The organism is Caballeronia sp. 11_S32 (genome assembly GCF_056930355.1).
Window position 1 is genome coordinate 49,986 of sequence record NZ_JBXOWH010000003.1, and the last position, 24,563, is coordinate 74,548.

The following is a 24,563-nucleotide window of genomic DNA, read 5'->3' on the forward strand; positions in this document are numbered from 1 at the left end:
ACACTAGTATGCAATCCGGTAAGGCCAGGTGGCCAATTTTTTTATGGCGATCTGGAACCGTTCCCACACGAATCAGCCCCGTACCGAGCCCTCGCGACGAGCGGCACGCGCAAACATGAACAATCCGATTCTCCAATTCGGCACCAGCCGTTTTCTGCAGGCGCACGTCGATTTCTTCGTAGCCGTCGCGGCGCGCCGCGATCCCGCGTCGGCGCTCGGCAAAATCACTGTCGTGCAGACCACATCCAGCGCCGACAGCCGTGCGCGCGTCGACGCGTTGCGCTCGGCGGGCCGCTATCCGGTGCGCATCCGCGGACTGCAGCGCGACGAAACGGTCGATACGACCATCGAATGCGATTCGATCACCGAGGCTTTGCACGCGAACGAGGACTGGCCGCTTCTGATCGAGCGCATGAAGCGCGACGTGAAGGTGATCGTCTCGAACACGGCCGACGCCGGCTACGCGCTCTTCGACGAAGACACGGCCGATCTGCTCGACGGCCAGCGCACACCGCGCGGCTTCGCGGCGAAGCTGGCGGTGCTGCTCCACGCGCGGTATCAGGCGGGCGCGGCGCCCATCACGCTCCTTCCGTGCGAGCTGGTTTCGCGCAACGGCGACACGCTGCGCGATCTGGTTATTGGCGTCGTGCGCGGCTGGAAGGTCGATGAGGCGTTCATCGGCTATCTGACGAAAGACTGCGTGTGGGTGAATTCACTCGTCGACCGGATCGTGTCGGAGCCGATCCAGCCGGTCGGCGCGATCGCGGAACCGTACGCGCTGTGGGCGATCGAGCGGCAGGCGGGCATGCTGCTGCCGTGCGAGCACGAGGACATCGTCGTCACCGACGATCTCGCGCACTACGAGCGTCTCAAGCTGCTGATGCTGAATCTCGGTCACACGATGCTCGCGGAAATCTGGCGCGCGCGCGACGGCGCCGCCGACATGACCGTGCTCGACGCAATGCGCGATCCGGCATATCGCGAGCCGCTCGAAGCGGTGTGGCGCGACGAAGTGCTTCCTGTGTTCGCGGCGCTCGGCAAGCGCGACGTCGCGGAGGAATACCTCGCGAGCGTGCGCGATCGCTTCGAAAACCCGTTTCTCGTGCATCGGCTTGCGGACATCGCGCGCAATCACGACGAAAAGAAGGGCCGGCGCCTTCAGCCGGTCATCGATCTCGCTCGCGAACTGAAGCTCGATATCGAGCAGAAACGTCTGCGCGACGCACTCGCCGCGCACTGAAGCACCTCGCGAGATCCGCCGAAGAAGCGGACCGCGTTTTCCGAATTCCTTTTGAATCACGACTCACCGCGCCGGCATCGCGGAACGTCGAAATGAATGAAGTGCCGCCCACTGAGGAGACAAACGATGCGCAAAATGCGTTGGGTAGTAATATTTCTGGCTTTTCTGGCGATCGCGATCAATTACATCGATCGCGCGAACCTCGCGGTCGCCGCGCCGCAAATCGAGAAGGCGCTCAACATCGGCCCGGCTGAAATGGGCTTCATCCTGAGCGGCTTCTTCTGGAGCTACGCGCTCATGCAGATGCCGTTCGGCTGGTTCGTCGACCGCGTCGGCGCGCGCATCGCGCTGCCGCTCGCGGTGGGCTGGTGGTCCGTGTTCACGGCGCTGACCGCCGTCGCGACGAGCGTCGTCGGCATGTTCGGCTGCCGCCTGATGCTCGGCGTCGGCGAGGCGGGTGCGTATCCTTCGTGCGCGAAGCTCGTGTCGCAATGGTTCAAGAAGGAACAGCGCGCGTTCGCGACCAGCATCTTCGATAGCGGCTCGCGCGTGGGCTCCGCGCTGTCGATTCCGGTCGTCGCGCTCATCATCAGCACGTTCGGCTGGGAAGCGTCCTTCGTCATCACGGGCGTGATCGGCTTCGTGTGGATTCTCGGCTGGTTCCTGATCTACCGTAACAAGTCGAAGGGCGATCTGACGGGCGAAACGGATGTCGCGCCGGTTCCGGTCGCACCGAGGAACAAGGTGTCGTGGGCGTCGCTGTTCAAGTACCGCACGCTGTGGGGCATGATGCTCGGCTTCTTCTGCCTGAACTTCGTCATCTACTTCTTCATCACCTGGTTCCCGAGCTATCTCGTGCAGGCGCATGGCTTCTCGCTGAAATCGCTCGGCACGCTGGGCACGATTCCCGCGCTGATGTCGATTCCGGGCGGCTGGCTGGGCGGCGTCATTTCGGACTCGCTCTTCAAGCGCGGCTGGAGCCTCACCGCCGCACGCAAGACCTGCATGGTCGGCGGCATGCTGATGTCGTCGGTCATCACGCTCTGCGCATTCGTGACCAATATCTATCTGATGCTCGCGTTCTTCGGCATCGCTTACGCCAGCCTCGCCTTTGCGGCCGCCAGCATCTGGTCGCTGCCGAGCGACGTCGCACCGACGCCGGATCACGTCGCGTCGATTGGCGGTATCCAGAACTTCGCGTCGAACCTGGCGGGCATCGTCATCACGACCTTCACCGGCGTGATGCTCGCTATCACCAAGGGCTCGTTCGTGATTCCGCTGTGTGTCGCGGGCGGCTTCTGCTTCCTCGGCGCGTTCAGCTATCTTGTCATCGTCGGCAAGATCGAGCCGCTCAATCGCGCCGACGACGAGCAAGCCCGGCGCGACGATCGCGCACCTTCCACGGTCTGAGTCTGAGAAAAACCATGTCCACCACATCCACCGACCATGCGGTCATCCGGCTGCATCCCAACGACGATGTCGTGATCGCGACGCGTCAGTTGCTCTCCGGCGCGCGGATCGCGTCGGAGGATCTCGTCGTCGCCGGCCTGATTCCGCCAGGACACAAGATCGCGACGCGCGATATCGCCGCGGGCGCGCCCGTCAAGCGCTACAACCAGGTCATCGGCGTGGCGCGCGAGGCGATCGCGCGCGGGCAGCACGTGCATACGCACAATCTGTCGATGGCCGATTTCGCGCGCGAGCACGAATTCGGCGTCGATCTGCATCCGACGCCGTTCGTCGACAAGCCCGCGACCTTCATGGGCATTCGCCGCGATGACGGCCGCGTCGCGACGCGCAACTTCGTCGGCGTGCTCACGAGCGTGAACTGCTCGGCAACGGTCGCGCGCGCGATCGCCGATCATTTCCGGCGCGACGTGCATCCGGAAGCGCTCGCGGATTATCCGAACGTGGATGGCGTGATCGCGCTCACGCATGGGCTCGGATGCGGCATCGACATGCAGGGCGAAGGTCTCGGCATTTTGCGCCGCACGCTTGCGGGTTACGCGGTGCACCCGAACTTTCATTCGGTGCTGTTCGTCGGCCTGGGATGTGAAACGAATCAGATCTCGGGCGTGCTCGAATCGAGCGGCCTGAAGGACGGCGAAAAGCTGCGCAGCTTCACGATTCAGGACAGCGGCGGTACGAGAAAGACGATCGAGCGCGGTATCGCGATCGTGAAGGAAATGCTCGCGGACGCGAATCGCGTGCAGCGCGAGCCGGTGCCGGCTTCGCATCTGATCGTCGGATTGCAGTGCGGTGGATCGGATGGCTATTCGGGCATTTCCGCCAATCCGGCGCTCGGCGCGGCGGTGGACAAGCTCGTCGCGCATGGCGGGACGGCTATTCTCTCAGAAACGCCTGAAGTCTATGGCGCCGAGCATCTGCTGACGCGGCGCGCGGTAAGCCGGGAAGTCGGTGAAAAGCTGCTCACGCGCATCAAGTGGTGGGAAGAATACTGTGCGCGCAACGGCGCCGCGATGGACAACAATCCGTCGGCGGGCAACAAGGTCGGCGGATTGACGACCATTCTCGAGAAGTCGCTCGGCGCGGTCGCAAAGGGCGGCACGACGAATCTCGTCGAGGTCTATGAGTACGCTCAGCGCATCGATGCCAAGGGCTTCGTCTTCATGGATTCGCCCGGCTACGATCCGATGTCCGCGACGGGCCAGGTTGCATCGGGTGCGAACCTGATCTGCTTCACGACGGGACGCGGCTCGGCTTACGGCTGCGCGCCCTCGCCTTCGCTCAAGCTCGCGACCAACACGGCGCTGTGGGAGCGGCAGGAAGAGGATATGGATATCAACTGCGGCGGCGTGATCGATGGTTCCGCGACCATCGAGCAGCTCGGCGAACAGATCTTCCAGATGATGCTCGATTGCGCGTCAGGCGTGGCGTCGAAGAGCGAGCTGCATGGGTATGGGCAGAGTGAATTCGTGCCCTGGCAGGTGGGTGTGGTGACCTGATTTATCGTTGCGGCTGTATCGATCGGAAGGCGCGTCGCTTGATGGACGCGCCTTTTTCGTTTCAGGCGGTTGCCGCGTGTGCGGCCATCATATTCAACGCTACCGCTTCAGCGACTTCGATCCCGTCGATCGCCGCGGAATAGATGCCACCCGCATAGCCCGCGCCCTCGCCCGCCGGGTACAAGCCTTCGACGTTCATGCTCTGATAATCGTCCTTGCGACGCACGCGCAACGGTGAGGAGGTACGCGTCTCCACGCCCGTCAGCACGGCGTCGTGCATTGCGAAGCCTTTGATCTTCTTGTCGAGTTCGGGCAAGGCTTCACGAATCGCTTCGATCACGTAGTCCGGCAGCGCGGTGCTGAGATCGGTCGGCTTCACGCCCGGCTTGTACGAAGGAGTGACCGAGCCGAGCGACGTAGAAGGTCGACCCGCGATGAAATCGCCGACGAGTTGCCCCGGCGCGCAGTAGTCACCGCCGCCGAGCTCGAACGCGCGCTCTTCCCACTTGCGCTGAAATTCGATGCCCGCGAGCGGGCCGCCAGGGTAATCCTCCGGCGTGATGCCCACCACGATGCCGGCGTTCGCGTTGCGTTCGGCGCGCGAATACTGACTCATGCCATTGGTCACGACGCGCCCCGGCTCCGATGTCGCCGCGACGACCGTGCCGCCCGGGCACATGCAGAAGCTGTACACCGCGCGGCCGTTGCTGCAGTGATGGACCACCTTGTAGTCGGCTGCGCCCAGCCGCTCGTGACCGGCGAATTTGCCGAACCGGCTCCGATCGATCACGCCTTGCGGATGCTCGATGCGAAATCCGAGAGAGAACGACTTCGCTTCCATGTAGACGCCGCGGTCGTGCAGCATCTTGAACGTGTCGCGCGCGCTATGACCGACGGCCAGCACGACGTGATCGCAGCGCAGCGTTTCCCCGGTCGAAAGACGCAGTCCGCGAACCTTGCCGTTATCGATGTCGATGTCCTCGACCCGATGCTGGAATCGCACTTCGCCACCGAGTTGATGAATCTGCGCGCGCATCTTCTCGACCATGCTCACCAGCCTGAACGTGCCGATATGCGGGCGGCTCAAGTACAGGATGTCTTCGGGCGCGCCGGCCTTCACGAATTCGTCGAGCACTTTGCGACCGTAGTGCTTCGGATCCTTGATCTGACTGTAGAGCTTGCCGTCGGAGAACGTCCCGGCGCCGCCTTCGCCGAACTGTACGTTGGACTCCGGGTTGAGCTCGTTCTTACGCCACAAGCCCCACGTATCTTTCGTCCGTTCGCGCACGGCCTTACCGCGTTCGAGGATGATCGGGCGAAAGCCCATCTGCGCGAGGATCAAGCCAGCAAAAAGCCCGCACGGACCCATGCCGATCACGACGGGGCGCAGCATCGTCGAACGCGCCGGTGCCTGGGCGACGAATCGATAGCTCATGTCCGGCGTAACACCCACGTGCGGGTGAGGACGCGCTTCCAGACGCTTCAATACCGATGCTTCGTCCCGCAGTTCGACATCGATGATGTACGTGAGTTTGATGTCGGAGCGTTTGCGTGCATCGTGGGCTCGGCGAAATACATGGAAGCTCACGAGCTCATTCGGATCGACGCCGATCTCTGCGAGACGCGCGTGTACCTCAGGTTCGATAGCTGATTCGGGGTGATCGAGCGAGAGCTTGATTTCGCTTAGACGTAGCATCGGGAAGTCGACGGCACTGGCCGTGCATTTGGAGTACGTGGGAGATTTTAGCGCTTGAGATAGGGGCATCGTTGCTTCGCGATTGCGCCCCCAAACGCAAAAACCCCACCTTTATGGGGTGGGGTTTTTGTTTCAGCATGAGGAGCCTGACGATTACCTACTTTCACACGGGTGATCCGCACTATCATCGGCGTGGAGTCGTTTCACGGTCCTGTTCGGGATGGGAAGGGGTGGTACCGACTCGCTATGGTCATCAGGCATGACTTGTTGCTGTGTCGCGGGTTCGCGCTACAGCCAATCTGGGAAGAAGTAGAAGTGTTTGGGCAGTGACTGCGGGCACAGGCGTCACTCAACCAGCGTTCCCCTACGGGGACTTGTCCCAGTCAGCGCTAAAGCGCTAACTTGAGACTGACGCAAACACACTGGTTATAGGATCAAGCCTTACGGGCAATTAGTATCAGTTAGCTCAATGCATTACTGCACTTACACACCTGACCTATCAACGTCCTGGTCTGGAACGACCCTTCAAGGGGCTCGAAGCCCCGGGGATATCTCATCTTAAGGCGAGTTTCCCGCTTAGATGCTTTCAGCGGTTATCTCTTCCGAACATAGCTACCCGGCGATGCGACTGGCGTCACAACCGGTACACCAGAGGTTCGTCCACTCCGGTCCTCTCGTACTAGGAGCAGCCCCCTTCAAATATCCAACGCCCACGGCAGATAGGGACCAAACTGTCTCACGACGTTTTAAACCCAGCTCACGTACCTCTTTAAATGGCGAACAGCCATACCCTTGGGACCGGCTACAGCCCCAGGATGAGATGAGCCGACATCGAGGTGCCAAACACCGCCGTCGATATGAACTCTTGGGCGGTATCAGCCTGTTATCCCCAGAGTACCTTTTATCCGTTGAGCGATGGCCCTTCCATACAGAACCACCGGATCACTATGACCTGCTTTCGCACCTGCTCGACTTGTCGGTCTCGCAGTTAAGCACGCTTATGCCATTGCACTATCAGCACGATTTCCGACCGTACCTAGCGTACCTTCGTACTCCTCCGTTACACTTTGGGAGGAGACCGCCCCAGTCAAACTGCCTACCATGCACTGTCCCCGACCCGGATCACGGGCCAAGGTTAGAACCTCAAACAAACCAGGGTGGTATTTCAAGGACGGCTCCACCAAGACTAGCGTCCTGGCTTCATAGCCTCCCACCTATCCTACACAGATCGGTTCAAAGTCCAATGCAAAGCTACAGTAAAGGTTCATGGGGTCTTTCCGTCTAGCCGCGGGGAGATTGCATCATCACAAACACTTCAACTTCGCTGAGTCTCGGGAGGAGACAGTGTGGCCATCGTTACGCCATTCGTGCAGGTCGGAACTTACCCGACAAGGAATTTCGCTACCTTAGGACCGTTATAGTTACGGCCGCCGTTTACCGGGACTTCAATCAAGAGCTTGCACCCCATCATTTAATCTTCCGGCACCGGGCAGGCGTCACACCCTATACGTCCACTTTCGTGTTTGCAGAGTGCTGTGTTTTTATTAAACAGTCGCAGCCACCAGTTTATTGCAACCCTTTCACCCTCCTGGCGCAGGCCAGTCAAGCTACAAGGGCGTACCTTATCCCGAAGTTACGGTACCAATTTGCCGAGTTCCTTCTCCCGAGTTCTCTCAAGCGCCTTAGAATACTCATCTCGCCCACCTGTGTCGGTTTGCGGTACGGTCATCATTAGACTGAAGCTTAGAGGCTTTTCTTGGAACCACTTCCAATTGCTTCGCTTCCGAAGAAGCTCGCGCCACACCCTTGAATTACGTGCCCGGATTTGCCTAAGCACCTTCTCCAATGCAGCGACCGGGACGTCCAACACCCGGACAACCTTCCGCGATCCGTCCCCCCATCGCATCTAACAATGGTGCAGGAATATTGACCTGCTTCCCATCAGCTACGCATTTCTGCCTCGCCTTAGGGGCCGACTCACCCTACGCCGATGAACGTTGCGTAGGAAACCTTGGGCTTACGGCGAGGGGGCTTTTCACCCCCTTTATCGCTACTCATGTCAGCATTCGCACTTCCGATACCTCCAGCATGCCTTTCGACACACCTTCGCAGGCTTACGGAACGCTCTCCTACCACACACGTATCTTTCAACGTGTATCCGCAGCTTCGGTGACTGGCTTGAGCCCCGTTACATCTTCCGCGCAGGACGACTCGATCAGTGAGCTATTACGCTTTCTTTAAAGGGTGGCTGCTTCTAAGCCAACCTCCTGACTGTTTTAGCCTTCCCACTTCGTTTCCCACTTAGCCAATCTTTGGGACCTTAGCTGGCGGTCTGGGTTGTTTCCCTCTTGACACCGGACGTTAGCACCCGATGTCTGTCTCCCGTGATTGCACTCTTCGGTATTCGGAGTTTGCTATGGCGTAGTAATCCGCAATGGACCCCACAACCATGACAGTGCTCTACCCCCGAAGGTGATACACGAGGCACTACCTAAATAGTTTTCGGAGAGAACCAGCTATTTCCAAGTTTGTTTAGCCTTTCACCCCTATCCACAGCTCATCCCCTAACTTTTCAACGTTAGTGGGTTCGGTCCTCCAGTACGTGTTACCGCACCTTCAACCTGGCCATGGATAGATCACTTGGTTTCGGGTCTACGCCCAGCAACTGATCGCCCTATTCGGACTCGCTTTCGCTACGCCTGCCTTAATCAGTTAAGCTCGCTACTGAACGTAAGTCGCTGACCCATTATACAAAAGGTACGCCGTCACCCCTTACGAGGCTCCGACTGTTTGTATGCATGCGGTTTCAGGATCTATTTCACTCCCCTCCCGGGGTTCTTTTCGCCTTTCCCTCACGGTACTGGTTCACTATCGGTCGATCACGAGTATTTAGCCTTGGAGGATGGTCCCCCCATCTTCAGACAGGATTTCACGTGTCCCGCCCTACTTGTCGTACCCCTAGTTCTTTCATACTGTTTTCGCTTACAGGGCTATCACCTGCTATGGCCGCACTTTCCAGAGCGTTCAGCTAACAATACAAATAAAGAGTACAGGCTGCTCCCATTTCGCTCGCCACTACTTTGGGAATCTCGGTTGATTTCTGTTCCTGCGGTTACTTAGATGTTTCAGTTCACCGCGTTCGCTTCACATAGCCTATGTATTCAGCTATGGATACTCCATTAGGAGTGGGTTTCCCCATTCGGACATTTGTGGATCAAAGCTCGTTTGCCAGCTCCCCACAACTTTTCGCAGGCTACCGCGTCCTTCATCGCCTGTGATCGCCAAGGCATCCACCACATGCACTTGTTCGCTTGACCCTATAACGAGTGTGTCTGCTTGCGCGTCTTCACCACGTCATAGGCTGAGTATTCGCGTTGTGCCGTATTCCAAGTCATCATTAAGATCACTTTTCATACTTGATACAATCACTACCCTGAATCGTTAATCACGCCCATCTCTAAGCGCTTTCGCGATTCTCTTTACTACTTCTTCCAGATTGTTAAAGAACGTTTAGCCGATAGGTGCACTTCTATACCTACAGCATCAACTGGCTTCAATCGCCAATGCACAGGATTCAATGATTTGAACACTGTGCATTGAGGATTGGTGGAGGATGACGGGATCGAACCGACGACCCCCTGCTTGCAAAGCAGGTGCTCTCCCAGCTGAGCTAATCCCCCGTGTATGCCTGACTTCGACTCCGTCTCTCATCAGCACGCCCCGGGTGGTGGGTCTGGTTGGATTCGAACCAACGACCCCCGCCTTATCAAGACGGTGCTCTAACCGACTGAGCTACAGACCCTTAGCCTGTCTTAACCACAGCCGATAAGCGTGAGCACTTGATAGTGTCGTGCGAAGCTCGAGAAAGGAGGTGATCCAGCCGCACCTTCCGATACGGCTACCTTGTTACGACTTCACCCCAGTCATGAATCCCACCGTGGTAAGCGCCCTCCTTGCGGTTAGGCTACCTACTTCTGGTGAAACCCACTCCCATGGTGTGACGGGCGGTGTGTACAAGACCCGGGAACGTATTCACCGCGGCATGCTGATCCGCGATTACTAGCGATTCCAGCTTCACGCAGTCGAGTTGCAGACTGCGATCCGGACTACGATCGGTTTTCTGGGATTGGCTCCACCTCGCGGCTTGGCAACCCTCTGTTCCGACCATTGTATGACGTGTGAAGCCCTACCCATAAGGGCCATGAGGACTTGACGTCATCCCCACCTTCCTCCGGTTTGTCACCGGCAGTCTCCTTAGAGTGCTCTTGCGTAGCAACTAAGGACAAGGGTTGCGCTCGTTGCGGGACTTAACCCAACATCTCACGACACGAGCTGACGACAGCCATGCAGCACCTGTGCGCCGGTTCTCTTTCGAGCACGTCCACCTCTCAGCAGACTTCCGGCCATGTCAAGGGTAGGTAAGGTTTTTCGCGTTGCATCGAATTAATCCACATCATCCACCGCTTGTGCGGGTCCCCGTCAATTCCTTTGAGTTTTAATCTTGCGACCGTACTCCCCAGGCGGTCAACTTCACGCGTTAGCTACGTTACTAAGGAAATGAATCCCCAACAACTAGTTGACATCGTTTAGGGCGTGGACTACCAGGGTATCTAATCCTGTTTGCTCCCCACGCTTTCGTGCATGAGCGTCAGTATTGGCCCAGGGGGCTGCCTTCGCCATCGGTATTCCTCCACATCTCTACGCATTTCACTGCTACACGTGGAATTCTACCCCCCTCTGCCATACTCAAAGCCTGCCAGTCACCAATGCAGTTCCCAGGTTAAGCCCGGGGATTTCACATCGGTCTTAACAGACCGCCTGCGCACGCTTTACGCCCAGTAATTCCGATTAACGCTCGCACCCTACGTATTACCGCGGCTGCTGGCACGTAGTTAGCCGGTGCTTATTCTTCCGGTACCGTCATCCTCCACCGATATTAGCGGCGAAGTTTTCTTTCCGGACAAAAGTGCTTTACAACCCGAAGGCCTTCTTCACACACGCGGCATTGCTGGATCAGGGTTGCCCCCATTGTCCAAAATTCCCCACTGCTGCCTCCCGTAGGAGTCTGGGCCGTGTCTCAGTCCCAGTGTGGCTGGTCGTCCTCTCAGACCAGCTACAGATCGTCGCCTTGGTAGGCCTTTACCCCACCAACTAGCTAATCTGCCATCGGCCGCCCCTATAGCGCGAGGTCCGAAGATCCCCCGCTTTCTCCCTTAGGTCGTATGCGGTATTAATCCGGCTTTCGCCGGGCTATCCCCCACTACAGGACACGTTCCGATGTATTACTCACCCGTTCGCCACTCGCCACCAGGGTTGCCCCCGTGCTGCCGTTCGACTTGCATGTGTAAGGCATGCCGCCAGCGTTCAATCTGAGCCAGGATCAAACTCTTCAGTTCAAACCTGTTACTGTTTTCGGGTTCCATGAACCCGGTCGCTCACTCAACGTACTGACGATGATTAATCTGTCAAAAGACAGAAAAACCTTCCTCTGATACTTCGTGTGAGACTCTTGATTACTTTTGCTATCGCCGAAATTCCGAAGAACCCCAGCCGCACTCGCCATCAAGCGCCCACACTTATCGGCTGTTAGTTTTTAAAGAGCACATCGCAAGGGCTTTGCTACCTGCCGTCTTGCGTCGCTGCGTTATCAGCAGCAGAGAAACGAGATTATGAAGAACGTTTCCAGATCTGTCAACAAGAATTTGAAGCTTTCGTTTCTTGTCGACCGACTCACTTAAAGCAAACGGCTCGTGCGAATGTCGCACGAGCCGTCGACGTAAGTCTTGGTGCCGGCTGCAGGACTCGAACCCGCCACCTGATGATTACAAATCAACTGCTCTACCAGATGAGCTAAGCCGGCGAAGGACGAGATTCTACTTCATTTAACGACTTTGAGGTGGGATCGCGCGGGCGATTTCGAAGCGTCGTCATCGGCGCCTGTCTGTGGCTCGTGCTGCGACGATGCCGCCGTCGAATCCGCACGCTCGCGCGCCGACTCCTCGATCTGCCGCGTTTCACGCTCGACCGGTCGCGAAGCGATGGAAGCGCCCGACGAATCCGCGCCGGAATGCGAAGGCTCGACCGGAAACGCCATGCCCTGCCCGTTCTCGCGCGCGTAGATGGCCAGCACGTTGGCAACCTGCACTTCGATCTTGTGCGATTTGCCTGAGAACCGCGCGCTGAATTCGATCCACTCGTTGCCCATCTGCAGCTGGCTCGTCGCCTCGAAACTGATGTTCAACACGATCTCGTCGTTGCGCACGAACTGACGCGGCACGCGCGTGGCGGCATCGACCCGCACGGCGATGTGAGGCGTGAAACCATTGTCCGTGCACCACTCGTACAGCGCACGCAACAAATAAGGCTTGGTGGAAATCTCTTGCATCAACTTTCCTCTGCTGGAATGCGGCCGCGCGAAATCCGCACCACCGCGTCCCAACGCACTCAAACTATCGACGCATCACCTTTTCGGAAGGCGTCAGCGCTTCAATATAAGCCGGACGGCTGAAAATCCGCTCGGCGTACTTCATCAACGGTGCGGCGTTCTTCGACAGTTCGATCCCGTAGTGATCCAGACGCCACAGCAGCGGCGCGATCGCAACGTCGAGCATCGAGAACTCTTCGCCCAGCATGTACTTGTTCTTCAGGAAGATCGGTGCGAGCTGCGTGAGGCGATCGCGGATCGCGCCGCGCGCCCTTTCGTGGTTCTTCTCGGCCGCCTTGCCCTTCTCGTTCTCGAGCGTGCCGACATGAACGAACAGTTCCTTCTCGAAATTCAGCAGGAAGAGTCGCGCGCGGGCGCGCTGCACCGGATCCGCCGGCATGAGTTGCGGGTGCGGGAAACGCTCGTCGATATATTCGTTGATGATATTCGACTCGTACAGAATCAGGTCGCGCTCGACGAGAATCGGAACCTGTCCGTAAGGGTTCATCACCGCGATGTCTTCCGGCTTGTTGAACAGATCGACGTCGCGGATCTCGAAATCCATGCCCTTTTCGAACAACACCAGCCGGCAGCGCTGGGAGAACGGGCAAGTAGTGCCGGAATACAGAACCATCATGTTTTTAAAGTTCCTTCAGTAAACTCGAAGGGCCGGCCGCGGCGTTCCCCTTCCGGAAAACGCCGTCGCGCCGACCCACGCCTTCGAAGGCGCGCTATTTGATATCTTTCCAGTATGCCGCGTTCAGGCGCCACGCGAGGAAACTCAAGAACGCCAGGAACAGCAGAACCCAGACGCCAAGCCGCTTGCGCGTCTGCTGCGCGGGTTCCGACATCCACGACATGTACGAAACGAGATCGGCCACAGTTGAATCATAATCCACGGACGACATGGCACCAGGTGTAACCTGAGTGTAACCCACGAATCTTCTTACCTTTTCGCCGGTCTTTTCGTCCGTATCGGTCTCGAATTTCGCATCCCGGATGCCCTGCAGCGTCCACAGCACGTGCGGCATACCGACATTCTCGTACACGCGATTATTCCACCCGGTGGGCCGCGTCGGATCTCGGTAGAAACTCCGCAAGTACGTATAGAGCCAGTCCTTGCCGCGCGCCCGCGCCTCCACCGACAAATCCGGCGGCGACGCCCCGAACCACGCTTTCGCGTCTTCCGGGCGCATCGCGATGGACATCGTGTTGCCAACCTTGTCGGTCGAGAAAAGCAGATTTTCCTGAATCTGCTTTTCGCTGATGCCGAGATCGGTCAGCCGGTTGTAACGCATCAGGTTCGCGCTGTGGCAGTTCAGGCAGTAGTTTACAAAAACTTGGGCGCCGTGCTGCAAGGATGCGAGATTGTCCGAGCTATCCGGGGCGCGGTCCAGCACCGCTTCTTCCTCGGCATGCACGGGCGCCGCGGCAAACGCGAACAGCATCGCGCCGATCATCGATATTGCAGAGAGCCATTTTTTCATCGTATTCGTCTCCGGACGGGCGCTCAGTGAGGTTTGTAGTGCACTCGCTCAGGCGGCGCCTTGAACCTGCCGCGCGGCGTCCAGAAAGGCATGCCGAGGAAGAAGGCGAAGTAGATCAGCGCGCAGATCTGCGCGATCAGCGTCGCGGCCGGCGATGGCGGTCGCGTGCCCAAAAAGCCCAGCATCAAGAACGCAAAGACGAAGATCGCGTAGAAGACCTTGTGGAACAGCGGCCGGTAGCGGATCGACTTCACCGGGCTGCGGTCCAGCCACGGCAGGAAGAAGAGCGAAACGACCGCCGTGCCCATCACGACCACGCCCCAGAACTTCGATTCCGTCAGCGCCATGAAGATGAGCACGAGCACCGCCAGCACCGGCAGCCCGATACGCCACTTGCCGCGCGCGCGGACAAGCGCGAGCAGAGCGAGCGCGGCGATCACGATCATCAGCACGATCTTGAACGGGTCCGTGGTGGCGCGAAGCATGGCGTAGAACGCGGTGAAGTACCACACCGGCGCAATTTCCGGCGGCGTCTGCAGCGGATTGGCGGGCACGAAGTTGTTCGCTTCGAGGAAGTAACCGCCCATTTCCGGCGCGAAGAAGATGATCGCGGCGAAAATCAGCAAAAACACGCACACGCCCATGAAGTCGTGCACCGAGTAGTACGGATGGAACGGAATGCCGTCGAGCGGGATGCCGTTCGCGTCCTTCTTCGCCTTGATCTCGATGCCATCCGGATTGTTCGATCCGACTTCATGCAGCGCGACCAGGTGCGCGATCACGAGCCCGATCAGCACCAGCGGAATCGCGATCACGTGAAACGCGAAGAAGCGGTTCAGCGTGACATCGGACACGACGTAATCGCCGCGAATCCAGAGCGACAGGTCCGGCCCGATAAACGGAATCGCCGAGAACAGGTTCACGATCACCTGCGCGCCCCAGAACGACATCTGCCCCCACGGCAGCAGATAGCCGAAGAACGCCTCGGCCATGAGGCACAGGAAGATCGCGCAGCCGAAGATCCACACGAGTTCGCGCGGCTTTCGATACGACCCGTACATCAGGCCGCGGAACATGTGCAGATACACGACGACGAAGAACATCGACGCGCCGGTGGAATGCATGTAGCGGATCAGCCAGCCCCAAGGCACCTCCCGCATGATGTACTCGACCGATGCGAACGCAAGTGTCGCGTCGGGCTTGTAGTTCATCGTGAGGAAAATGCCGGTGACGATCTGGTTAACCAGCACCAGCAAAGCGAGCGAACCGAAGAAGTACCAGAAGTTGAAGTTCTTCGGCGCGTAGTACTCGGAAACGTGCTTCTTCCAGGTCGAGGTCATCGGGAACCGGCGGTCGATCCAGCCGGTCAGGCCCGTGGTCTCCACTTCCTTGTCTGCGGTCGCCATTTACGCCTCTCCCTTTTCGTCCTTGCCGATCACGAGTTGCGTCGCGGATGTGAACATGAACGGTGGAATGTCCAGGTTCTGCGGCGCGGGCTTGTTCTTGAAGACGCGGCCGGCCATGTCGTAGGTCGAGCCGTGGCACGGGCAAAGGAAGCCGCCCGGCCAGTTATCGGGGAGATTGGGTTGCGGTCCTTCAGTGAAACGTGGCGTCGGCGTGCAGCCCAGATGCGTGCACACGGCAACCGCCACGAAGATGTTCCTGTGATCGGCGCGCGAACGATACTCGTTGTTGCAGTACTCCGGCAACGGCATCGAGAACTCCATCTTGGACGTCGGGTCGGCCACTTCGTTGTCGGCCTTCTTGACGTCCGCGAGCATTTCATCGGTGCGGTTCACGATCCACACCGGCTTGCCGCGCCAGGCGACGGTCATCATCTCGCCCGGCTTGAGTCCGCTGATATCGACCTCGACGGGCGCGCCCGCCGCCTTGGCCTTCTCCGACGGAGCAAACGAACCTACGAAAGGAACTACGGTTGCCACAGCTCCGAAACCACCTGCTGCGGTCGTCGCAATCAGCCAGGTACGGCGGCCGCCGTCGACGCGTTTTTCATCCTTGTCTCGCATCACACGCCCCACTTCTGAGTTGGATTTATACCGTCACATCAGTTGTTCCGCCGTTAGTGTGCGCGAATGGAGTTAGCATTTACAAGGGCTGACTAGCAAAAATCACTCGAAGTGATTGATGCTTCAGGGTTTTCCCCACGTTTTTCGCGCAATCTAGTGAAGCATCCATTTAAGGCCGCCGCATGTCCCGATAATGGGCTCACCGGCTTAATGGCGTATTAAACCGGATTATCGATATCGATAAAAAGATGTTCGATGTCGAACTGTTCCGAAAGGTGCGCGCCAACTGCCTGCACGCCGTAGCGCTCGGTCGCGTGATGGCCGGCGCCGATGTAGGCCACGCCCGATTCTGCCGCGATATGCATGGTCTGCTCGGAGACTTCGCCGCTCAGATACACGTCCGCGCCGGCCGCGATGGCCTCCTCGAAATAACCTTGCGCGCCGCCCGTGCACCACGCCACGCGCCGCAGTTCCTTGTCCGTGTCGCCGAACACGAGCGGCTTCCTGCCGAGCGCATTCTCGACCATCGCGCTGAAGTGCTCGAGCGAAAGCGGCATCGCGAGCGTCGCGATCCAGCCGAGATCCTGATCGGCGAAACGGCTATCGGCGATCAACCCGAGCCGCGCACCGATCTGCGCATTGTTGCCGAGCTCGGGATGCGAATCGAGCGGGAGATGGTAGGCGAAGAGATTGATGTCGTTGGCAATCAGCGTGTGCAGCCGGCGGTACTTGCGCCCCGTGATCTGCGGCGCCTCGTTGCGCCAGAAGTAGCCGTGATGGACGAGCACGGTGTCCGCGCCCCACTCCAGCGCGGATTCGAGAAAGGCCTGCGAGGCAGTCACGCCGGTCGCGATCTTCCGCACGCGGCGCGCGCCTTCAACCTGCAGACCGTTCGGGCAATAGTCCTTGAAGCGGCCGATTTCCAGCAGATTGTTCAGATACAATTCGAGTTCGATCCGATCCATGAAATCCTCTATCCCTTCAAATGCTTAGACGCTTCTGGCTATTTTTTGCCCAAGCGGTCACCGTGCTTTTGGCCCTGATGTTCATCATCGCGACCTTGAAACCGCAGTGGCTTCAACGTCAAGGCCAATTCGGCAAGCAGCTTGCCGAGCCGATCGTCGCGTTGCGAGAGGTCGCGCCGAGCATCGGCTCGCGCCCGATCCAGTCGTCCTTTTCGGACGGCGCGCAAAAGGCGATGCCGGCCGTCGTGAACGTGTTCTCCAGCAAGGACGGCAACCTGCCGCCCGACCCGCGTGCGAAAGACCCGCTGTTCCGCTACTTCTTCGGTGACAAGAACAAGCGCAAGAGCGACGAGCCGCCTGCGTCGAATCTCGGCTCCGGCGTCATCGTCAGCTCGGAAGGTTACATTCTAACGAACCAGCATGTCGTCGACGGGGCGGATCAAATCGAAGTCGCGCTCGCCGATGGTCGCACGTCGAGCGCGAAAGTGATCGGCGTCGATCCGGAAACCGACCTCGCCGTACTGAAGATCAACATGACCAACCTGCCGACCATCACGCTCGGCCGGATGGATCAGACGCGCGTCGGCGATGTCGTGCTCGCGATCGGCAATCCGTTCGGCGTCGGACAAACGGTCACGATGGGCATCGTGAGCGCGCTCGGGCGCAATCACCTCGGCATCAACACGTTCGAGAACTTCATCCAGACCGACGCCGCGATCAACCCGGGCAATTCGGGCGGTGCGCTGGTGGATGTGAACGGCAATCTGCTCGGCATCAACACGGCAATCTATTCGCGCAGTGGCGGCTCGCTGGGCATCGGCTTCGCCATTCCGGTGTCGACGGCGCGCAGCGTGCTGGAAAGCATCATCACCACGGGCAGCGTGACGCGTGGCTGGATCGGCGTCGAGCCGCAGGACGTGACGCCGGAGATCGCCGAATCGTTCGGGCTGGATCAGAAATCCGGCGCGATCGTTGCGGGCGTGCTGCAGGGCGGCCCCGCGGACAAAGCGGGCATCAAGCCGGGCGATATCCTCGTGTCGATCAACGACGACACCATCACCGACACGACGCGCCTGCTGAACGTCGTCGCGCAGATCAAGCCGGGCACGTCGGTGAAGGTTCATCTGATGCGCAAGAACAGGCAGCTGGACGTCAACGTGATGATCGGCAAGCGCCCCGCGCCGCCGCGCGCACCGCAGATGCCGGACGACGAAGGCGATCAGGGCGACCAGGGCGACGAATAAATCGGCCTGGCCGTAAAAGTAAAAAGGCAGCTTCAACGAAGCGAAGCTGCCTTTTTTGTTGGTCCCGCGACGCGACAATAAGCCGCACCCCTGCGACTACTCCGCCGCCGCTTCCTCGCTCTTGACCTGTTCCTTGCCGACCACAAGCCGCGCCGCGATGATGCCCGCCTCATAAAGAATGACGAGCGGAATCGCGAGAATCAGCTGCGAGAAGACATCGGGCGGCGTGACGACCGCCGAGATGACGAACGCGCCGACGATCACATAAGGTCGAATCTGCTTGAGCTTCTGGATCGACACGACGCCCATGCGCGCGAGCAGCACGACGACGATCGGCACCTCGAACGTCACGCCGAACGCGATGAACATTGTGAGCACGAAGCTCAGGTAATTGTCGATATCTGTCGTCATTTCCGCGCCTAGCGGCGCGTTGTAGTGCGCCATCACGCGGAAGATCGTCGGGAACACGACGAAGTACGCGAACGCCATGCCGCACAGAAAGAGCGCGTAGCTGCTGAACACGAGCGGCGCGACGAGCTTCTTCTCGTGCTGATACAAGCCGGGCGCGACGAACGCCCAGATCTGATACAGCACGAACGGCAGCGCGATGACGAAGGCGACGAGCATCGTCACCTTCATCGGCACGAAGAACGAGCCGGTGACGTCGGTGACGATCATCTTGCCGTCGGCCGGCAGGTTCTGCATCAGCGGACGCGCCAGCAGCTTGAAGATGTCCGGCGCCCAGTACACCAGCGCGATGAACACGACGATGACCGAAGCACCCGCGCGGATGATACGGTCGCGCAATTCGACCAGATGCGAAATGAACGTCTCTTCGACGGGCTCTTCTTTAGTGTGTTGCGGGTCGCTCACGCCGGCCCTCGGTAGAAATCATCGATAGAAGGGAATCGCGGCTCGCTCAGAAGAACTTTGTCTGCCGGCGCAGGGTGGCGGGCGTATGCCGAGCGACGCGCGCGGCGCCTGATTGGACTCGCGTGCGGCGCGCGGTCGTGCGCTTGTACCAGTTGGGAATCGCGCTTTGCTTGACGCGCCAGTTCTTGCGTTTGGCCGACGTCGATGACGACGTGCTGGCCCACGGCTTGTCCGACGCGGCGCTGTCCGCCGCTTCCGTCGCGCCGCCCGCGATGCTCGGCGCGACCGACGTACCCTCTTTCCATGCGTCGTTCAACTCGGATTCATGGCGCTTCAGCGTGTCGTGAATCGTCGATTCGACGTTCGACGCCGCGGTCTCGAACTCGGTGCGCATTTTCTTCAGCTCATCGAGTTCCATCTCGCGCGCGACTTCCGACTTGACGTCGTTGATGTAGCGCTGCGCGCGGCCGAACAGCGCGCCCGCGGTGCGCGCGACACCGGGCAGGCGCTCCGGTCCGAGGACCACCAGCGCCACGACGCCGATGACCGCCATTTTGGTCAGACCGAGATCGAGCATTGAACGAAAAGTGGATGGTTGCGGACTGCGGCGGGATTAGCGGTAGTCGCCCGAGCGGGATTTGTCCTTCGCTTCGACGTCCACGGCGCCGTTGCGCGGCAGTTCACGCTGGTCGGCAGAATTGGCCGGCGCATCGCCTTCGCGCATGCCTTCCTTGAACCCCTTCACCGCGCCGCCCAGATCGCCGCCGATATTGCGCAGCTTCTTCGTGCCGAAAACGAGCGCCACGATCAGCAGAACGATCAACCAATGCCAAATGCTTAACGAACCCATGAATGAAAACTCTCCTTGATTCCGCCCGATTTGGATACCGGCACGGAAAAGCGGCCTTTCGGCCCGCGCCGAGGCAAGTCGCCTCAGCTTCAACTATTGATTTTGCTCGCCCAATATTTCATTGGAAAGGAGAATGCCGACAAAGATTGCGGCCTTATCCCATTCGGCGCCACGGGCGCTCGCCGGCTAACAAATGCGCGTGGATGTGATACACCTCCTGCCCGCCGCCCGGCCCGGTATTAATTACCGTGCGAAAGCCGGTGTTCCCTCCCGTGTATGAGACACCCAGATCTTTCGCCAGCCTTCCAACGAGACTCACCATTCTACCAAGGAGCGGACTGTCACTTTCTGTGCAATGGGAAAGTGTTTCAATGTGCTTGCGTGGGATGACCAGCACATGCACCGGGGCGGCCGGATTGATGTCGTTGAAGGCCACGAATTCATCGTCCTCATAGACTTTCGTGCTCGGAAGCTGCCCAGAGGCGATCTTGCAAAAAATGCAGTTGTCTTGACTCATGGAGTTGCCGGATTTCGTTATCGGTTGTGTCAGAACCACGCGCGCGGTTCGAGCCTTTTGTTCTCGTACAGGAAGAGCCAGCCCTTGATGATGCGATAAAGCGTCCAGATCCAGGCCGCGCCGATGATCAGGAAGCCAAGCCCCAGAACCCAGATCAGGGCGAAGCCGACAATGTGCCCCAGCAGCGACCACCAGAATGTGCGGATCTGCCAGGTGAAGTGATCCTCGTACGGCGTTCCGACAGCATCGCTGCGCTTGACGTAGTTGAGGATGATCGCGACCAGCCCTGTCAAGCCGCCGGACAGCCAATACAACGCATAGAGCGCGTACAGGATATGCGTGAACGTGCGCATGTTGCGCAGACGCTCCGGATCGGTTGAATCGTGAACGACAGGCGGATACGGTTCGTACGGCCGGTTCATACATGCCCTCCTTCGCTCGAAGCGAGACGCTCGTCAGCCGCCGTTTTCTTCGCGCTCGCGCGACTTGCGCAGCGCCTTCTCCTCGATCCCCGACAGGCCTTCGCGCCGCTCCAGTTCCGCGACGACGTCGGCGGGGCTCAAGTCGAAATGCGACAGCATCACGAGACAGTGAAACCACAAATCGGCGACTTCGCTGACGAGCGCCTTCGGGGCGCCGCCGTGGCGCGCGTCCTTCGCGGCGAGCACGACTTCCGTCGCTTCCTCGCCGATCTTCTTCAGGACCGCGTCGTCACCTTTGTGAAAGAGTCGGGAAACGTAGGATTGTTCCGGATCGCCGCCCTTGCGGCTGTCGATGACGGAGGCGAGGCGCAACAGCGTGTCCAGCGTGGTGGCTTGCGTCATTTGTAGATGCTTTCTGGGTCTTTCAGGACCGGCTCGACGGCGACCCACTCGCCGTTCTCCGCCGTGCCTTCGAATTTCTGGAAAAAACAGGAATGGCGGCCGGTGTGGCACGCAATGCCCGACACCTGCTCGACCTTGAGCAGCACGACGTCTTCGTCGCAGTCGAGGCGCACGTCATGAACGTGCTGCACGTGACCCGATTCCTCGCCCTTGAACCACAGGCGCTGACGCGAGCGCGAAAAGTACACCGCGCGCTTCAGTTCGATGGTCTTCGCGAGCGCCTCGCGATTCATCCACGCGAACATGAGGACGTCGTTGGTCGAGGCTTCCTGCGCGATCACCGGCACAAGGCCGTTCGCGTCCCAGTTCACCTTGTCGAGCCAGGTCATTTGATCGGTCATGGCTCAGGTCCTCACCGAAATGCCGTGGTCCGCCATGAAGCGCTTCGCTTCGCCGACCGTGTGCTCGCCGTAATGGAAGATGCTCGCGGCGAGCACCGCGTCCGCGTGACCTTCGACGATGCCATCGGCCAGATGCTGAAGTGAGCCGACGCCGCCCGACGCGATCACCGGCACCGGCACCGCGTCCGACACGGCGCGCGTCAACGCGAGATCGAAGCCGGCCTTGGTGCCGTCGCGATCCATGCTGGTGAGCAGGATTTCGCCTGCGCCGTACTCGGCCATCTTGCGCGCCCATTCGATCGCGTCGATGCCCGTCGCCTTGCGGCCGCCGTGCGTGAACACTTCCCAGCGTGGCGTTTCGCCCTCGGCCGACACGCGCTTCGCGTCGATCGCGACGACGATGCACTGCGAGCCGTGCTTGTCCGATGCGTCGCGCACGAGCTGCGGATTCGCCACCGCCGACGAGTTCATGCTGATCTTGTCCGCGCCCGCATTGAGCAGACGCCGCACGTCTTCCACCGCGCGCACGCCGCCGCCGACCGTCAGCGGAATGAAGACCTGCGACGCCACCGATTCGATGATCGGCAGGATCAGGTCGCGTTGGTCGGAGGTCGCGGTGATGTCGAGGAACGTGAGTTCGTCGGCGCCCTGATCGTCGTAGCGCCGCGCGATCTCGACGGGGTCGCCGGCGTCGCGCAGCTCGACGAAGTTGACGCCCTTCACGACGCGGCCCGCGGTCACGTCGAGACAGGGAATGATGCGTTTTGCGAGAGCCATGTTCTTGCCACTTACGAAATAAGGGCGGCGTCGTGGCCGCCCGGAGTGCTGCTCAGATGTGCTCGCGCTCAGGCGTTTTCAAGCGCCGTCGGCTTCGCGCAGCGCGTCGGCGCGCGTTTGGGCAGCCGTGAAATCGAGGTCGCCGGAGTAAATCGCGCGGCCGCAGATCACGCCTTCGATGCCTTCGCCCTCGACCTCGCAGAGCGATTCGATGTCCGCGATGCTTGACAGCCCGCCGCTCGCGATCACCGGAATCTTCACCGCCCGCGCGAGACGCACGGTCGCGTCGATGTTCACGCCCTGAAGCATGCCGTCGCGGCCGATGTCCGTGTAGATGATGGATTCGCAGCCGTAATCCTCGAACTTGAGGGCGAGGTCGACGACTTCGTGGCCCGTGAGCTTGCTCCAGCCATCGGTGGCGACCTTGCCGTCCTTCGCGTCCAGCCCGACGATGATGTGCCCCCCGAACGCGCTGCACGCGTCCTGCAGGAAGCCCGGATTCTTCACCGCGGCGGTGCCGATGATGATGTACGACAGGCCGTCGTCCAGATAGCGCTCGATGGTTTCGAGATCGCGGACGCCACCGCCCAACTGCACGGGAATCTCGCTGCCGACTTCGTCGAGGATCGCGCGTATCGCGTCGCCGTTTCGAGGCTTGCCGGCGAACGCTCCGTTCAGGTCGACCAGATGAAGCCGTCGCGCGCCGCGATCGACCCAATGTCGGGCCATTGCAGCTGGATCTTCTGAAAAAATGGTCGCCTGGTCCATATCGCCCTGCTTGAGGCGCACGCACTGACCGTCCTTAAGATCGATGGCCGGAATGAGCAGCATAGGTATCGCGTATTTTCTGGGTGGAGTTGATCAAAACGGCGCGCGTGCGGTCTTTCGTGCCTGCGCCGCGGCCGTTTCGCTAGTGTAGTACAAGTCTTGCAACGGTCACGCGCCCGTAGTAATAGGCGAAAACGCTAGCGGGCGCGCCATCTCAGGGGTTCCAGTGCACGAAATTGCGGTAGAGCCGCAATCCGGCGTCCGCGCTTTTTTCGGGGTGAAATTGGGTCGCGAAGATATTGTCCCGCGCCACCGCCGATGTAAATGCGCTGCCGTACACCGTTTCGCCCGATGTGTGCGCCGGGTTCTCCGGCACCACGTAATAGCTGTGGACGAAGTAGAAGAACGCGCCGTCCGCGACGCCGTCCCAGATCGGATGCGCTTGCGTCTGACGCACGCGGTTCCAGCCCATCTGCGGGACCTTGAAGCGCGAGCCGTCGTCCTGCAGAAGGCCGTCGAGCTGGAAGCGCACCACTTTACCCGGCAACAGGCCGAGCCCGTTGGTGTCGCCCTCCTCGCTCCAGTCGAAGAGCATCTGCTCGCCGACGCACACGCCGAGCATCGGCTTTTGGCGCGCCGCCTGCATCACCGCGTCCTGCAGACCGGACTCGGCCAGATGCCCCATGCAATCGCGCATCGCGCCCTGTCCGGGCAAGACCACGCGATCCGCCGTGCGGATGCCTTCGGGCTGATCGACGATCGCCACGTTCGCCTCGGGCGCAGCCTTTTTCAGCGCCTGGTAGACAGAGCGCAGGTTGCCCATTCCGTAATCAACAATCGCAATCGAAGTATTCATTTCAAAGATGGCATCAAGGCCTTCAATCCGTCGACGATGAACTCCACCGCCAACGCGGACAACATCAAACCCATGAGACGCGTGCCGATATTGATTCCCGTGCGCCCGACCACGCGCGCGATAGGCTCGGCGAGATTCAGCGCGCCGAAGCACAGACCCGCGATGATTGCGCCCAGCACGACCAGCCCGAAACGGTCATACCAGTGCTGCGCATTGGCAGCATAGACGATCACCGTGCTGATCGAGCCGGGGCCGGTGAGCAGCGGAATCGCGAGCGGCACGACCGCGATGCTGTGCCGCTCCTCAGCTTCCATGCGTTCTTCCGGCGTCGAGCGCGCGTTGCCGACTTGCGCGTTCAGCATGCTGATCGCCATGAGCAGCATGATGATGCCGCCGCCCACTTCGAACGATCCGACCGAAATGCCGAAGAACGCGATGATCTGCTGGCCGAGCAGCGCCGTCACCGCGATCACGCAGAACACCGAAATCGACGCGACGCGAATCGTGTTGCGTCGTTCGGTATCGGACTGCTGCGAGGTCAGGCTCAGAAAAAACGGTATCGCGCCGATCGGATTGATCAGCGCGAGCAACGATATGAACGACTTGAACAGATCCATCGTGTTCTCGACACACGAGCGCCGAAGCGGC

At 59.8% G+C, this 24,563-nt stretch carries 22 protein-coding genes, 3 tRNA genes and 3 rRNA genes; 4 read left to right on the forward strand and 24 right to left on the reverse strand.

What is annotated here, in order from left to right; translation table 11 throughout:
• Positions 1–115: 115 nt before the first annotated feature.
• The 3 genes from AC1Z32_RS11680 to AC1Z32_RS11690 all read left to right on the forward strand — a co-directional run bounded on the left by AC1Z32_RS11680 (position 116) and on the right by AC1Z32_RS11690 (position 4,206).
• Positions 116–1,240 carry a mannitol dehydrogenase family protein gene (locus tag AC1Z32_RS11680; protein ID WP_483478862.1) on the forward strand — a complete coding sequence of 375 codons (1,125 nt, stop codon included), beginning with the start codon at positions 116–118 and terminating at the stop codon, positions 1,238–1,240.
• Positions 1,241–1,366: 126 nt separating this feature from the next.
• Complete coding sequence (locus tag AC1Z32_RS11685; RefSeq protein ID WP_483478863.1) at positions 1,367–2,650, forward strand: MFS transporter; 1,284 nt, start codon at positions 1,367–1,369, stop codon at positions 2,648–2,650.
• Positions 2,651–2,664: 14 nt separating this feature from the next.
• Positions 2,665–4,206: a UxaA family hydrolase gene (locus AC1Z32_RS11690; RefSeq protein ID WP_483478864.1), complete on the forward strand. Its 1,542-nt coding sequence runs from the start codon at positions 2,665–2,667 to the stop codon at positions 4,204–4,206.
• A gap of 61 nt (positions 4,207–4,267) precedes the next feature.
• Here the strand turns inward: AC1Z32_RS11690 and AC1Z32_RS11695 are convergent, their stop codons facing one another.
• The 13 genes from AC1Z32_RS11695 to AC1Z32_RS11755 all read right to left on the reverse strand — a co-directional run bounded on the left by AC1Z32_RS11695 (position 4,268) and on the right by AC1Z32_RS11755 (position 16,805).
• Entirely contained in the window at positions 4,268–5,902 is a 1,635-nt protein-coding gene (locus tag AC1Z32_RS11695; RefSeq protein ID WP_483478865.1) for an NAD(P)/FAD-dependent oxidoreductase, read from the reverse strand.
• Between the two features lie 144 nt (positions 5,903–6,046).
• Positions 6,047–6,160 (reverse strand): 5S ribosomal RNA (rrf, locus tag AC1Z32_RS11700).
• Between the two features lie 172 nt (positions 6,161–6,332).
• Positions 6,333–9,219 (reverse strand): 23S ribosomal RNA (locus AC1Z32_RS11705).
• A 287-nt stretch (positions 9,220–9,506) separates the two neighbouring features.
• Positions 9,507–9,582, reverse strand: a tRNA-Ala gene (locus AC1Z32_RS11710).
• Positions 9,583–9,627: 45 nt separating this feature from the next.
• A tRNA-Ile gene (locus AC1Z32_RS11715) sits at positions 9,628–9,704 on the reverse strand.
• Between the two features lie 62 nt (positions 9,705–9,766).
• Positions 9,767–11,298: ribosomal RNA gene (locus AC1Z32_RS11720) — 16S ribosomal RNA — on the reverse strand.
• Together the 16S, 23S and 5S rRNA genes with 3 tRNA genes alongside form the textbook arrangement of a ribosomal RNA operon.
• A 388-nt stretch (positions 11,299–11,686) precedes the next feature.
• Positions 11,687–11,762 (reverse strand) — tRNA-Thr (locus AC1Z32_RS11725).
• Positions 11,763–11,780: 18 nt separating this feature from the next.
• Positions 11,781–12,287, reverse strand: coding sequence for a ClpXP protease specificity-enhancing factor (locus AC1Z32_RS11730; RefSeq protein WP_483478866.1), 507 nt, complete (start codon positions 12,285–12,287; stop codon positions 11,781–11,783).
• 64 nt (positions 12,288–12,351) lie between these two features.
• Positions 12,352–12,963, reverse strand: a complete 612-nt coding sequence (locus tag AC1Z32_RS11735; RefSeq protein ID WP_483478867.1) for a glutathione S-transferase N-terminal domain-containing protein — start codon at positions 12,961–12,963, stop codon at positions 12,352–12,354.
• A 94-nt stretch (positions 12,964–13,057) separates the two neighbouring features.
• Positions 13,058–13,813: a cytochrome c1 gene (locus AC1Z32_RS11740; protein ID WP_483478868.1), complete on the reverse strand. Its 756-nt coding sequence runs from the start codon at positions 13,811–13,813 to the stop codon at positions 13,058–13,060.
• Positions 13,814–13,836: 23 nt separating this feature from the next.
• The gene (locus tag AC1Z32_RS11745) at positions 13,837–15,219 is read right to left on the reverse strand and encodes a cytochrome b (protein ID WP_483478869.1); all 1,383 of its coding nucleotides are present in this window, start codon (positions 15,217–15,219) and stop codon (positions 13,837–13,839) included.
• Entirely contained in the window at positions 15,220–15,840 is a 621-nt protein-coding gene (petA, locus tag AC1Z32_RS11750; RefSeq protein WP_483478870.1) for a ubiquinol-cytochrome c reductase iron-sulfur subunit, read from the reverse strand.
• 218 nt (positions 15,841–16,058) lie between these two features.
• Positions 16,059–16,805 carry a Nif3-like dinuclear metal center hexameric protein gene (locus AC1Z32_RS11755; protein ID WP_483478871.1) on the reverse strand — a complete coding sequence of 249 codons (747 nt, stop codon included), beginning with the start codon at positions 16,803–16,805 and terminating at the stop codon, positions 16,059–16,061.
• A 20-nt stretch (positions 16,806–16,825) separates the two neighbouring features.
• Here AC1Z32_RS11755 and AC1Z32_RS11760 point away from each other — a divergent pair, with 20 nt between their 5' ends.
• The gene (locus AC1Z32_RS11760; protein WP_483478872.1) at positions 16,826–18,049 is read left to right on the forward strand and encodes a S1C family serine protease; all 1,224 of its coding nucleotides are present in this window, start codon (positions 16,826–16,828) and stop codon (positions 18,047–18,049) included.
• Between the two features lie 96 nt (positions 18,050–18,145).
• Here the strand turns inward: AC1Z32_RS11760 and tatC are convergent, their stop codons facing one another.
• The 11 genes from tatC to AC1Z32_RS11815 all read right to left on the reverse strand — a co-directional run bounded on the left by tatC (position 18,146) and on the right by AC1Z32_RS11815 (position 24,532).
• Positions 18,146–18,922 (reverse strand): twin-arginine translocase subunit TatC, encoded by a 777-nt coding sequence (gene tatC, locus AC1Z32_RS11765; protein WP_483478873.1) that lies wholly within the window; start codon positions 18,920–18,922, stop codon positions 18,146–18,148.
• Between the two features lie 46 nt (positions 18,923–18,968).
• Positions 18,969–19,499 carry a Sec-independent protein translocase protein TatB gene (tatB, locus tag AC1Z32_RS11770; RefSeq protein WP_483478874.1) on the reverse strand — a complete coding sequence of 177 codons (531 nt, stop codon included), beginning with the start codon at positions 19,497–19,499 and terminating at the stop codon, positions 18,969–18,971.
• 36 nt (positions 19,500–19,535) lie between these two features.
• Positions 19,536–19,772, reverse strand: a complete 237-nt coding sequence (gene tatA / locus AC1Z32_RS11775; protein ID WP_006999763.1) for a Sec-independent protein translocase subunit TatA — start codon at positions 19,770–19,772, stop codon at positions 19,536–19,538.
• A gap of 154 nt (positions 19,773–19,926) precedes the next feature.
• Positions 19,927–20,289, reverse strand: coding sequence for a histidine triad nucleotide-binding protein (locus AC1Z32_RS11780; RefSeq protein WP_061180201.1), 363 nt, complete (start codon positions 20,287–20,289; stop codon positions 19,927–19,929).
• A gap of 29 nt (positions 20,290–20,318) precedes the next feature.
• On the reverse strand, positions 20,319–20,711 hold the full coding sequence (locus AC1Z32_RS11785) for a DUF4870 family protein (protein ID WP_483478875.1): 393 nt from the start codon (positions 20,709–20,711) through the stop codon (positions 20,319–20,321).
• 33 nt (positions 20,712–20,744) lie between these two features.
• Positions 20,745–21,113 (reverse strand): phosphoribosyl-ATP diphosphatase, encoded by a 369-nt coding sequence (locus tag AC1Z32_RS11790; RefSeq protein ID WP_483478876.1) that lies wholly within the window; start codon positions 21,111–21,113, stop codon positions 20,745–20,747.
• Positions 21,110–21,514 (reverse strand): phosphoribosyl-AMP cyclohydrolase, encoded by a 405-nt coding sequence (hisI, locus tag AC1Z32_RS11795; protein WP_483478877.1) that lies wholly within the window; start codon positions 21,512–21,514, stop codon positions 21,110–21,112. Before hisI ends, AC1Z32_RS11790 begins: the two co-directional genes overlap by 4 nt.
• Positions 21,515–21,517: 3 nt before the next feature.
• Positions 21,518–22,291: an imidazole glycerol phosphate synthase subunit HisF gene (hisF, locus tag AC1Z32_RS11800; protein WP_061163615.1), complete on the reverse strand. Its 774-nt coding sequence runs from the start codon at positions 22,289–22,291 to the stop codon at positions 21,518–21,520.
• Positions 22,292–22,369: 78 nt separating this feature from the next.
• Entirely contained in the window at positions 22,370–23,122 is a 753-nt protein-coding gene (hisA, locus tag AC1Z32_RS11805; RefSeq protein ID WP_483478878.1) for a 1-(5-phosphoribosyl)-5-[(5-phosphoribosylamino)methylideneamino]imidazole-4-carboxamide isomerase, read from the reverse strand.
• Between the two features lie 151 nt (positions 23,123–23,273).
• Positions 23,274–23,915 (reverse strand): imidazole glycerol phosphate synthase subunit HisH, encoded by a 642-nt coding sequence (hisH, locus tag AC1Z32_RS11810; protein WP_483478879.1) that lies wholly within the window; start codon positions 23,913–23,915, stop codon positions 23,274–23,276.
• Entirely contained in the window at positions 23,912–24,532 is a 621-nt protein-coding gene (locus AC1Z32_RS11815) for a YchE family NAAT transporter (RefSeq protein ID WP_483478880.1), read from the reverse strand. The genes hisH and AC1Z32_RS11815 overlap by 4 nt, the downstream gene beginning before the upstream one ends.
• Between the last annotated feature and the right edge of the window lie 31 nt (positions 24,533–24,563).